This is a genomic window from Paenibacillus sp. FSL F4-0100 (assembly GCF_037993005.1).
Taxonomy (GTDB): domain Bacteria; phylum Bacillota; class Bacilli; order Paenibacillales; family Paenibacillaceae; genus Paenibacillus_AQ.
This window is the reverse complement of the sequence record NZ_CP150303.1, coordinates 5,010,537-5,022,306: the sequence shown is the minus strand read 5'-3', so window position 1 is coordinate 5,022,306 and position 11,770 is coordinate 5,010,537. Positions and strand designations below refer to the sequence as shown.

11 protein-coding genes are annotated in these 11,770 nt (G+C 50.3%); 10 read left to right on the top strand and 1 reads right to left on the bottom strand.

From position 1 onward, the window contains the following. Positions 1-13: 13 nt before the first annotated feature. The 8 genes from MHH48_RS22535 (at position 14) to MHH48_RS22500 (ending at position 7,191) form a co-directional block, all read left to right on the top strand. Positions 14-820 (top strand): hypothetical protein, encoded by an 807-nt coding sequence (locus tag MHH48_RS22535; RefSeq protein ID WP_076322114.1) that lies wholly within the window; start codon positions 14-16, stop codon positions 818-820. 27 nt (positions 821-847) lie between these two features. After that, entirely contained in the window at positions 848-1,360 is a 513-nt protein-coding gene (locus tag MHH48_RS22530; protein ID WP_076322113.1) for a hypothetical protein, read from the top strand. 157 nt (positions 1,361-1,517) lie between these two features. Next, positions 1,518-1,793: a WXG100 family type VII secretion target gene (locus MHH48_RS22525; protein WP_006211202.1), complete on the top strand. Its 276-nt coding sequence runs from the start codon at positions 1,518-1,520 to the stop codon at positions 1,791-1,793. Positions 1,794-1,958: 165 nt separating this feature from the next. Beyond that, positions 1,959-4,028: a hypothetical protein gene (locus MHH48_RS22520; protein WP_076322204.1), complete on the top strand. Its 2,070-nt coding sequence runs from the start codon at positions 1,959-1,961 to the stop codon at positions 4,026-4,028. Between the two features lie 44 nt (positions 4,029-4,072). After that, positions 4,073-4,825: a vWA domain-containing protein gene (locus MHH48_RS22515; RefSeq protein ID WP_076322112.1), complete on the top strand. Its 753-nt coding sequence runs from the start codon at positions 4,073-4,075 to the stop codon at positions 4,823-4,825. A gap of 12 nt (positions 4,826-4,837) precedes the next feature. After that, positions 4,838-5,680, top strand: coding sequence for a hypothetical protein (locus MHH48_RS22510; RefSeq protein ID WP_076322111.1), 843 nt, complete (start codon positions 4,838-4,840; stop codon positions 5,678-5,680). A gap of 224 nt (positions 5,681-5,904) precedes the next feature. Further along, on the top strand, positions 5,905-6,702 hold the full coding sequence (locus MHH48_RS22505; protein ID WP_076322110.1) for an SDR family NAD(P)-dependent oxidoreductase: 798 nt from the start codon (positions 5,905-5,907) through the stop codon (positions 6,700-6,702). Positions 6,703-6,810: 108 nt separating this feature from the next. Further along, a complete protein-coding gene (locus MHH48_RS22500; protein WP_076322109.1) occupies positions 6,811-7,191 on the top strand; it encodes a DnaJ family domain-containing protein in 381 nt (126 codons plus the stop codon). A 124-nt stretch (positions 7,192-7,315) separates the two neighbouring features. Here the strand turns inward: MHH48_RS22500 and gluQRS are convergent, their stop codons facing one another. Next, positions 7,316-8,293, bottom strand: coding sequence for a tRNA glutamyl-Q(34) synthetase GluQRS (gene gluQRS / locus MHH48_RS22495; protein WP_076322108.1), 978 nt, complete (start codon positions 8,291-8,293; stop codon positions 7,316-7,318). Positions 8,294-8,475: 182 nt separating this feature from the next. Here gluQRS and hrpB point away from each other — a divergent pair, with 182 nt between their 5' ends. Both hrpB and MHH48_RS22485 read left to right on the top strand, forming a co-directional pair. After that, positions 8,476-10,986 carry an ATP-dependent helicase HrpB gene (gene hrpB / locus MHH48_RS22490; RefSeq protein WP_076322107.1) on the top strand — a complete coding sequence of 837 codons (2,511 nt, stop codon included), beginning with the start codon at positions 8,476-8,478 and terminating at the stop codon, positions 10,984-10,986. 78 nt (positions 10,987-11,064) lie between these two features. Continuing rightward, positions 11,065-11,616, top strand: a complete 552-nt coding sequence (locus MHH48_RS22485) for a general stress protein (protein WP_076322106.1) — start codon at positions 11,065-11,067, stop codon at positions 11,614-11,616. Positions 11,617-11,770: the final 154 nt, after the last annotated feature.

Here is an 11,770-nt window from a genome sequence, read left to right as displayed (position 1 = left end):
GAGGTGGCTCATAATGTTGACAATTCATGCTTCCAAACAAGAAACGATCACGCTGAACGACAAGGAATTTTTCTTCTTGGCTGGAATTATCGGATCGGACCGATTACTTGGTGTTGAAGATCCTTTTGTAGGATACTTAACGGAAGAAATCGCGGTTGAGTGGGAGAAAACCAAACAATCGCTCCTAAGCAAGCAATATTTGATTCAAGAGGAAGGCGGGGAATTGTCGATTCCACCCGAAGTCTTCTCAAGAGTAGCTATTGCCGGACTTGCGGAACGTGCGTGCTGGTTGAAATATGAAAATCAGGATTCGGCGTTTGAAGGATATCTGCATGTTACGGACGAACGGGTAATACAAGTATGCAGAAGCAACGAAGACAACCGATGTTACTTGCTTAGCGAACTTGGTACTATCGAACAAACCTGCGATCAACTGGTGCAGGATCTGGCCCTAAGCGACCAAAACTGGGGGGATATACCGGCACTACTCCTTAGCCGGAAGGAATTCGGAGATATTTACACCTCCGTTTCCGAACAGAAGTGTGACGATATCGGCGATCGCTTGGCCAGGTTGACGGATGATGCGGAGGGTTCGATCGCTCTAGCGAAATGTATGAAAAACAAGGTGTCTTCGGGGGAACTCCAGCTGTCGATATGGAACGGAATCAGCTGGGAAAGTCAAAATGCAGCATTTATAGTGAACGAGTCCATGAATTGGCTGCTGCGTATGAGCCTGGAGGGAGACCAGGACTGGTTAACCGCAGCGCCAGCGACTAAAGAGCAGTTTCGTCATATGCTACTCATGTGGCTGAAACAGTAACAGAGCCTGTATGAAAGGTGAGGACCAATGCGTATTTCTGTCGAGCCGGAGTCTCTCCGGACGTTAAGCCGTCAGCTGCAGCATAGTGGCGATGAATATTTAGCGATTACGAGAACGCTCAACCAAGCTATGGAATCACTCGTTTGGGAGACGTCTCTCAAAGCGGCGGTTATTGATGAGTGGCAGTCTGCCCGGAGTCTTGGAGAGCATCTGGGAGCTCTTCTAGCTCAGCTGGGCAAGCATCTTCAAAGCAAAGCCGATCAATTTCAAGAAACGGATCATCAGTACCATACGATTTTGGAGCATGCAATCATAAGTACAGTATCGCCGACAGCTCTGTTTGCGGCTTCCGGCATGGAGGGACGTTCATCCATATTACCGGAATATGGTAATTCATCGACGGTAATATCGAACCCGAGTTCGGTAGCCGCTGCCGTAGGTATGGCCAGTGGAGACAACGGGGATTCGGCTAAACAAGCCGCATTAGCCGGGCAAAGCTGGACCTTTACCGATCCGTCTTCATTTGGTATTGCCAACTAAATTCCTATTCCCTTTGGGATAATCAGGATGGTAAATGTTTCAAATTGGGACGTATAGGGTAACTGGAAATTAGGTCTGAGGACATTTTGATAAACTGAGACTCTTGGGCTAAGATGTCAAGTGTCACCAGAAAACGAATTTCTAGGAGGTTACATAAATGGCAGGACGTATTTTAATTACGCCAGAGCAAGTCGAGCAAGTAGCGAACCAATTTAAACAGAGCGGTGATCAAAGTCAGCAAATCGTTAACAGCCTGACTCAATCGATCAACGGTATGGAAGGTCAATGGGACGGTATGACGAAGCAGCGCTTTTTCCAGGAATTCCAGGAAGCAAGCCGCTTGATGAACTCCTTCGTACAAACGCTTGACAGCATCAGCAATGAGTTGAAAGCGATCGCTCAGAAATTCCGTATGGCTGACGAATCTCGTTAATACCTATTCGGAGACTTTTGCTTTATAATAGTTTAATAGGCAGAATAAACCGGGTGGAAGACAACCCGGTTTTCTTGCAATTTTGGATGTTTAGAATATAACAATCTGGTTAATAGAGTAGAGAGTTATATAGTTAGGTAACGGAGTTAAGAGAGGATGACGTTCATGACATTTCAGCCAAACCCGGGCGATGGGATTGTTGTAAATGGAACGGCTTATACAGTAGGGCAGCATCCCGCAGCGCCAGGCGTAGCCTACGCCCAAGCTGGGCGGCAGGGAATCGTCTATCAGCTGCTTCCTGTGGATGGGGAGCTGCATGAAGCCAAAGCACTAAAGGTGTTTTTTCCTAAGTTCAGAATTCCGGCTATGGTGTACCAATCCGAGCATATGGGGAATTATCGCGAGATACCGGGTTTGCAGGTAAGTAGTCGAGAGGTGCTCACTCCCGAAAGAAACGGAGATTTGATAGCGGAATATCCGGATTTGCTCTACGCGGTCATCATGCCATGGATTCATGGATGTACTTGGTTTGACGTAATAAGCGATCAGCGTAATCTGGGACGTTCTGAAAGTCTGATGCTTGCCAAGGCATTGGCAGCCATCGGTTCAAGCATGGAGCAGCGCGGATTAGCACACTGTGACCTGTCTGCGCCTAATGTCATGCTTCCGTTTTTTTCGGAAGTGAAGCTGCCGGAAGGCGCTGCCGCCGTTGAGCTTGTCGATGTGGAGCAGATGTACAGCCCCAAAATGGATCGACCTGATGTTTTGCTTGCTGGCTCTCCTGGATATGCGGCTCATCGAACGGTACATAGCGGGTTATGGAGTGCGTATGCCGACCGTTTCGCGGGCGCTGTTATCATTGCGGAAATGCTGGGATGGAGCGATCCGGCTATCGTTAATCGGGCATGGGGCGAAAGTTATTTTGACCAGCATGAAATGCAGACTCCGTGCGAGCGTTATTTTTTACTGAAAAAGTCGCTGGGTCAGCGTTGGGGTACACGGATTTCGGATCTGTTCGGCAGAACCTGGGACAGTCAGGATTTGAGCAGCTGTCCTACCTTTGGTGAGTGGCTGATTGCATTATCCTCATTAAGTGAGGAAGAAGTGGTGGAGGAAGTACCATCCGCTGCAGCCGCTGCAACTGCCCATGACGACCATTCGGATGAACCCCGTTCTGAAACTTCCCAAGAGGTGCCGGCTGAGATTATGGCATCGCTTGGAATTGAGCCAGGCACCCGAGAGGTCAACGACAGTGTGGTTGGACGCTTGTTTCATCAGGCGCGTGATCTGGAGGATGCGGGCAATCTTTCCGGTGCGTTGGAAATATTCCGCTCCGCGTATCATTTCGTAAAGAAGGACAGTCCGCTTGAAGTGGAGCTTGCCGCCGCTATACAGGGGCTCGAGGAGCAGCTTCGTCCGGCTGAAGAATCATCCAACAAAGGCATTAAAGCACTATTGTTATCCCGTAAATTCATGCTCTCGGCCGCTGCGGCTATCGTCATATTGGCAGGTTCTGCGATTACGGTGAACCAGATTTTGGCGGAGAAGGCAGAGAGCCGTCAGTTGGATGCCCAGCGATTAGCCGAGCAGCAAGCGCAGGAGAAAGAAGCAGCTGCGCGCAAGCAAGGGGAAGAGACGCGGAAGCAGCAGGAAGAGGCGGCTCAGAAAGAGGCAGAATCTAAGAAAGCGGAAGAGGAGCGCTTGAAGGCAGAAGAGGCCAAGAAGGCTAAAGAAGCTGAGCAGACGCTGAAGGAACAGGAGAAAGCCGAGCTTCAGGCAAAGTATGAGAAGCAGGCGAAGTATGAAGCTTACCTGGCATCGCTAGAAGAGAAGAAAAAGAAGCAAGTATTGCAAGAGAAATATGATAATCAAGTCAAGTATGAAGCGTACTTAGCCCAAATGGAAGAGAAGAAGAAAAAGGCGGCCCAGGAAGCAGCCGCTGCCAAGGCGGAGGCAGAGCGTCAGGCGAAAGCCAGGGCTGCCCAAGAAGCTCAAGCCGCAATGCTTCAAAAGCAGCGTTCACAAAACGTAGTAGAACTGGTTGCCCTATATAATAAGGCGTATAATGCGCAGGTAGCCGGCAACAAAGACCGCGCCAAGAATGCCGCGCGTGAGTTCATAGAGCTGTATAACAACGATAAAGCCTATTATAAGACGGTTGGTAAAATGAGAAGCCGCCTTAATAATCTGCAGGAATTCATAAGTAACGACAGCCACTGGATACCAAAACTATAAAGAAGTAAACATGACGAAATTGCAGGGGTGAATGTTAATTCACGATGAACTATACCATTCAAGCATCACAGCGCACGCCAGCGCTCATTATATATCTGATTGATATCAGCGCGTCTATGAATATGCTGATGGAGGACCGCAGGCGGATCGACGTCGTATACGAAGCATTGTCCTTGGCCATTCGGCAAATGGTGTTTCGCTCCACCAAAGGGAATCGGCTGACGCCGAGGTACCGGATCGCCATTCTTGCTTACAGCGATGATGTCTATGATTTGTTAAACGGGATCAAGGGCATTGACGAAATTGCGGCGATCGGATCGCTTCCGGACTTAACGCCTAAACGGTTCTCCGATTCGGCGAAAGCGTTCCTTCAAGCCGAGAAAATTCTGCAATCGGAGATTCCGAATATGCAGGATTGCCCTGCACCGCTTGTGTGTCATATGACGGACGGTGTAGCCACGGGAGAGGATCCGGAACCGATTGCTCGCCGCATCATGAACATGAGCGTTCCGGACGGCAACGTGCTCGTGGAGAATATTTTCATTTCCGATCATCTGATGAGCCAGCCGATATCCGAACCGCGCCGATGGAAGGGGATTTTGGCTGATACATCGCTTGAGGATGAACATGCGCGCAAACTTAAAATGATGTCTTCCGTTCTTCCCGAAAGCTATCGAGAAATGCTGCTTGAGGCGGATTATCAACTGAGCCCGGGAGCCTTGATGATGCTTCCAGGCACTTGCTCTGAGCTGGTGTCCATCGGATTTCAGATGTCAGCTGCCACGCCTGTAAGGTAAGAGGTCACAAAGATGAAGCGATCATACACGAGAAGCATGGAATCGTTGGGAATTCGTAAGCGGAAGGCTCAAGCAGCATCGTTTTATTACGAGAGCAAGCAGACCGTGGAAGAACCGATTACGAAGATTAAAGATTTGTTCACATGTCGTTATGCGTATGGCAGAGCGGCAGAATCTGTCATGCTCTCCGAGATGGGTCAGGATTTCATTGCGTTAAAGATGAATGAAGATGTGTGCCATTTTGTACTGTGTGATGGTGTCGGATTGAGTTATCGAGGCGATGTGGCTTCACGTCTGCTGGGTCAGGGATTAATGAACTGGCTGGAAACGGTGGAGGAACTCACGAGCGCATCGCTTGAACGCAAACTGAAGGAACTTACCCATGAAGCCGATCGGGAAATGCGGACTCATTCGCTGAGTTCCGAAACGCCAAAGCTGCTTCGTGAAGTATTGGAAGAGAAGCAGCGCAAGGGAAGCGAAGCCATGTATATTTGCGGTCGCATAGAGCTCTCTTCGGGTTTTCGTCGCAAAGGAAGGCTGTGGCTCGCATGGCAGGGTGATTCCAGGGTACGCTTGTGGCGCAAGGAAGACGAGATCACCTCGGTATTCGGAGATCGTTTCCGAACGTCGGAACGCTGGTCTTCCCGAAGTGGACCGATCGGAGGCAGTCCTCATGTGTTCTCGTGCAAATTAGACCCGGAGACCGAATATCGGCTTCAGCTATACAGCGATGGGCTCAACGATCTGGACCCGATGAAGGAGCCGATTCCCGATGAGCAGGTGCAAGTATTAATGAATGCTCGCCATACGGACGGTCTGGAAGATGATGCTTCGTTTCTGGAGATTGTATGGTAGGTTCCCAAGAAGTATGGTATGATAAACGCTGAGTCGGACCCAAGGTCCGGCTTTTTTGCACATAAGTTTTTTGGGGTCCCCGCAAAGTATTTGGAATAAGCATCGTAGCATAGGCTCCACTTTGTGGGGTTATTTTGTAATCATGATTATAAAACAACTCCTTTTGGGTAATCTTGTGACAGATGAATGCATAACGGATGACGATTAAAAGGAGCGTGTTGATAATGAATGAAGGACACGGACGTTTTCATGGGAGAACAGCGATCATTACCGGAGCCGGATCAGGCATCGGAAAAGCAGCGGCCATTCACCTGGCGAAAGAAGGCGCAAACGTTGCCTTATTTGATCTCTTGGATGACCGAACGAATAAAGCGGAATCGGAGATCAACTCGATTCGGGAGGGTTCCGCCAGAGCCTTTGACGTGGATACCACAGATCCTGACCGGGTGGAGAAGGCGGTCCTCGAAACAGTGGAGATTTTTGGCGGTGTGGATATCGTATTCGCCAATGCAGGGATTAATGGCGTGATGACGCCAATTGATGAAATGAAGCTGGAGGAATGGACCAAGACGCTGAACGTGAATTTGAACGGTACGTTTCTGACGGTCAAATATGCGATTCCGCACCTCAAGAAACGGGGACAGGGCAGCATTATCATTACCAGCTCCGTCAATGGCACCCGAACCTTCTCCAACTTTGGGATGAGCGCTTACAGTACAACCAAAGCGGGACAGGTGGCTTTTGCGAAGATGGCTGCGCTGGAGCTGGCAAAATTTAAGATCAGGGTTAATGTAATCTGCCCCGGCGCAATTTCTACCAACATTGATCAAAGCACGAAGAAGCAGGGCGATCTGGAGGAGATCGTGATTCCGGTGGAATATCCGGAGGGGAGCCAGCCGCTGTCTGACGGTCCGGGTACGCCTGAAGAGGTCGCGGATTTGGTGGCGTTTCTCGCTTCCGATCAGTCGAGACATATTACAGGGGCTCAAATATTCATAGATGGAGCCGAATCGCTGTTGTAAATGAGATCAGTTGAACCCCCAAAGGTTCCCTGCATTTAGAACTTGGAATATAAACTGCGCTGCTATATGATGAGGAGGACGAAGGGAAAAGGAGGAGGCTGGATAATAATGAGCATCTTTTCCAGATTGGCTGAGCAGAAGATTGAAGAAGCGATCCGTAACGGGGAGCTCGATCATTTGCCTTTTGCCGGGAAGAAACTTCCGATCGACGATCTTTCGCACATTCCGGAAGATCTGAGAATGTCCTACCGCATCATGAAAAATGCGGGTTATGTTCCTGAAGAAGTTACACTTCGCAAGGAATGCGTTCAACTGTATGACCTACTCGGTGCAGCCCAAAACGAGGGTGAGCAGGAGCAACTTCAACGCAAGCTGAATGAAAAGCATCTAAGACTGCAATTGCTGATGGAACAGCGGGGCCTTAGCGGTAATAGCGCGTTTACACAGTATGAGTCCAAGGTCAGGGAACGATTAACCCATGAGGAATAACAGAACAGCGCCAGCCTTTCTTCTCTTTTCGAGAATGATAGTGCTGGCGCTGATTGTTTGTCGGGATGTGAAGGAACGTAATTTGAATAATGCTCAATGAATCCCTTATTTCGGTGAGCTGTACTTAGGATTCAAACAGCTGATTTTTAGCATGATCCGTCATTTTTATTGGGGCAGAGGATACTTTCGATAAGTCAAAAACAGGAATTAGATCCGCAGGGCGAACGGATTCCAAATGATCCAGAAGGCCGGCGGTCCAAGCCAGCCAGCCGATGATGCGTTCGGGCATCAGGCCCTGGCCGCGAAGAAATGAGAGGCTAAGTCCGCGGGTTCTCTTAGCGAGCCTTCTGCCTTCCGCATCCACCATCAGCGGGGTGTGCGCAAACCGTGGCGGGTGGTAGCCTAATGCTTGGTATAACAGAAGCTGACGTGGGGTGGAGTCCAGTAGATCGGCTCCTCGGAGTACATGGGTTATGCCCATTAAGGCATCATCCACGACTACCGCAAGTTGATATGAGATAATATCGTCTGCCCTGCGAACCACAAAGTCTCCTCCATCAGATAGCCGATAGGACTGCTCTCCGGCGATGCCATCAACAAAGGAAACGATCGTTTGCGGTACCTTCATCCGCAGCGAAGGTTTCTTATGAAGCTCTCTAAGCACCGCTTCCTCCCGAGTTAAATCTCTGCAAGTTCCCGGGTAGCGGAGGCCTTCCGATGCAATGCCGTGCGGTGCGCTGGCTGCGGCCGTGATATCGGCCCGACTGCAATAGCAGGGGTATAGTTTATTCGATTCCTTCAGCTTGCTGATTTCCCGCTCGTACAGCGCTTGGCGTGCCGCCTGATGATAAGGTCCATAGGCACCGGCCATACCAGGACCTTCATCCCAATCCAAACCGAGCCATTCCAGATCTCTCATAATCTCGACGGCAAGCTCCTGTCGGGAACGCTGGACATCGATATCTTCTATTCGGAGTATATATTGGCCGTTCATACTCCTTATTTGCAGCCATCCAAGTAAAGCGGTCAATGCATTGCCGATGTGCATTTTGCCTGATGGCGTAGGGGCAAAGCGACCGCGAAATGTGGCATGCTGCTCCATACAGTTCACCTTCTTGACTCCATGAATCTTGATGTTCACTTGGGAATGATATTCATATTGTAGCGCAATTATATCGATACTTTCCAGCCGTGGCGAACAAGGAGCTCCCCTTGACGAACATCGGGTGTTTTATATAATTAAGGGATTATATTGATATTTAATAGGATAACGGAGATGTATCCATGACTGAATTACCGATTCACCGAATACTTCCACAATTGAAAATGGCTTTATCTACTGGGACCCATGCGGTTTTGATCGCTGAACCGGGTGCAGGCAAGACGACCCAGGTGCCCTTAGCATTCCTGAATGAACCCTGGCTGGAAGACAAGCGGATCATCATGTTGGAGCCCAGAAGGATCGCAGCCCGCTCGGCCGCGAGTTACATGGCATCCTCTTTAGGAGAGGCAGTTGGTGAGACGATCGGATATCGCGTCCGAATGGACAGCAAGATCGGGCAGAATACGCGGATCGAAGTTGTGACGGAAGGCATCATGACGCGCATGCTGCAGGATGATCCGGAATTAACCGGCATTGGTATGATTATATTCGACGAATTTCATGAACGAAATTTGCAGGGCGATACCGGCCTGGCTTTTGCGATGGAATCCCAGTCGGTGCTGCGGGAAGACTTAAGGCTGCTCGTCATGTCTGCTACCCTTGAGGCCGCACCAGTAGCGAAGCTTCTTGGCGATGCACCGATCATCGTTAGTGAAGGGCGTGCTTTTCCAGTGTCTACTCACTATTTGCGCTCATTCTCTCTCGAAGAGTTACATAAAGGTGCTGCGAGTGCCATCATGCGGTCACTCTCCGAACAGGAAGGCGATATGCTAGTATTTTTGCCGGGCGCCCGCGAAATCAGGAGGACCGCTAACGAATTATTAAGAATGGGTTTAAGGGAAGATGTCGTCATTCGAGAGTTATACAGCGCGCTTCCCATAGAGAAGCAGGATGAAGCGATTAGACGCGATTCGAATGGCAGGCGTAAAATCGTACTCTCCACAAGCATTGCCGAGAGCAGTATTACCATTGAGGGGATCATGACCGTTATTGACAGCGGTTATATGCGGACGGAGGTGTTCTCGCCGAGAACGGGACTGCCGCAATTGATTACGAGACGGTTATCCCGGGCATCCGCGGATCAGAGGAGGGGAAGGGCTGGACGTGTATCTGCTGGTGTATGTTATCGCTTATGGAGTGAGGAAGAGCATCGCCATCTGCCGGAAAGCACCATTCCGGCGATCCGTGAATCCGATCTGACGCCGCTGGCCTTGGAATTGGCAGTATGGGGGACGCGTGGCCCGGAGCAGCTTGCCTGGCTTGATGTGCCGCCTCGACCAGCTCTTACGCAAGGGCAAACGTTATTGAAGCAGCTGTCGGCTTTGGATGATTCGGGCAGTATTACACAGCATGGCCGTGAGATGGCGCTTCTCGGGCTTCATCCAAGGCTGGCCCACATGCTGCTGAAGGCACAAGAACTAGGCGAGGCATCGCTGGCCATCCGAATGGCTGTACTGCTTCAGGAGCGTGATATCATGAGCAGAGGTGAAGCCTTAAGGGATCAGGATATGCGTTCGCGCGTGGAGCGGCTTCTCGCGTATGAACAAGGTGGGCAGCGGTTCGCCGAACAAGATATGTCCAATGAAGCCGTACTGCAGCGGATGAAACAAGAGATTAGGAAACTGCATACACAGCTAAATATCACATATACAGTAAGCGGGGATCTGAACCTCTGTGGACTATTGCTGGCATTCGCCTACCCGGATCGGATCGCAAAGAACAGGGGAGGAACCGGGTTCCTTATGCGAAGCGGCAGAGGTGTGAAATTGATGTCGGTACAGCCTATGAGCCGTGCCCCGTATATTGTGGTCGCTGCAGTTGATGATCAAGGCGCGGACGGGAATATTCAGCTTGCCTCTGAAATGGATGAATTATGGCTCGATAAGTATTATCATGGCGAGATGGAACAGCATAAAGAGGTCGTATGGGATGCTGCTACCGGCAGCATCAGGGCGAGACAAAAGCAGATGCTTGGAGCGATCGTGATCAAGGAGCAATCCTATTCGAATCCAACTGGAGAGGAAATAGCGCTAGCCTTGCTGCAAGGGATCAGGCAAGAGGGCCTTGGATTGTTACAGTGGAGCAAGTCAGCATTGCAGCTGAGAGAGCGGCTGGCTTTTATGTTCCGACATGATCCCGAGGGGAATTGGCCTGATGTTTCGGACGAAGGCCTGATGAATCAGGCGGAGGAGTGGCTGCTCCCTTATTTGGACGGGCTGCGGAATCGAAATGATATGAGACGTCTTGCTCCGGGAACGCTCTTGGAGCATATGCTTAGCTGGGAGCAAAAGCAGCAGCTTCAGAAGGAAGCGCCAACTCATATCAGGGTACCGAGCGGGTCCTTGATCCCAATTAACTACAGTGACCCTGAACAACCGTTCCTGGCTGTTCGCCTGCAGGAAATATTCGGACTTCAGGATACTCCGCGAATTGCCAATGGACGGGTTGCGTTGACCTTGCATTTGTTGTCACCTGCACAAAGGCCCGTTCAGGTAACCTCGGATCTATCCAGTTTCTGGCGCAGCGGCTATTTCGATGTGAAAAAAGACTTAAAGGGAAGATATCCTAAACATTATTGGCCTGATGATCCCATGGAGGCGACTGCAACCCATCGGATCCGGCCCAAGGCTTAACAGAGCAGCTCCACGTTTAATTTCACCTTCCGTCGGGTAATGTTAAATATGAACGACCACCGATGAGGAGGGTTTATCATGGAGAAGAAAATTGTTGGAGTATTCCGTTCGGAACAGGAAGCGGCTCAAGCCATCGAGCAGCTTCAGCAGCATGGGGTTCCGAATGATGCCATTTCGATTATAGCGAAGGATAAACGCGAAGCAGACATGATTGCTGAACAGACGGGAACGATGGCGCCAGAAGGAGTAGCTGCAGGCGCAGCAACAGGCGGCATACTTGGGGGTACGGCAGGTTTGCTGGCAGGACTTGGGGCTTTGGCTATTCCCGGCATCGGTCCGATTCTTGCCGCAGGACCTATTGCAGCGACGCTTGCCGGCGCAGCAGTGGGTGCGGGAGCCGGGGGGCTGGTCGGTGGTTTTATCGGCCTTGGCATCCCGGAAGATGAGGCGAAAGAGTACGAGTCCTATATAGAGCAAGGACGGATTCTGGTACTGGTTGACGCTGATCAAGAAAATACAGGCATCTACGATATATTCCGCGATTATGATTATAGAAACGAGGGTCGTGCCGGTGCGGTTGATCTGGATCGGGACGATATGCTTCCGCCGCGAGGCACTACGCTGCTGTAAGGAAACAAACCCGGTTCTCATTGGAACCGGGTTTTATATTGATATCAATCGCGGTCTGTCTTCTATGAAGGTTCATCGACAGACGTATTTCGAGGGTCCTTAACCTCAGGATCAGTAAATAATTGGATTACCCGATTCAGGGCAGTGTCCCTTA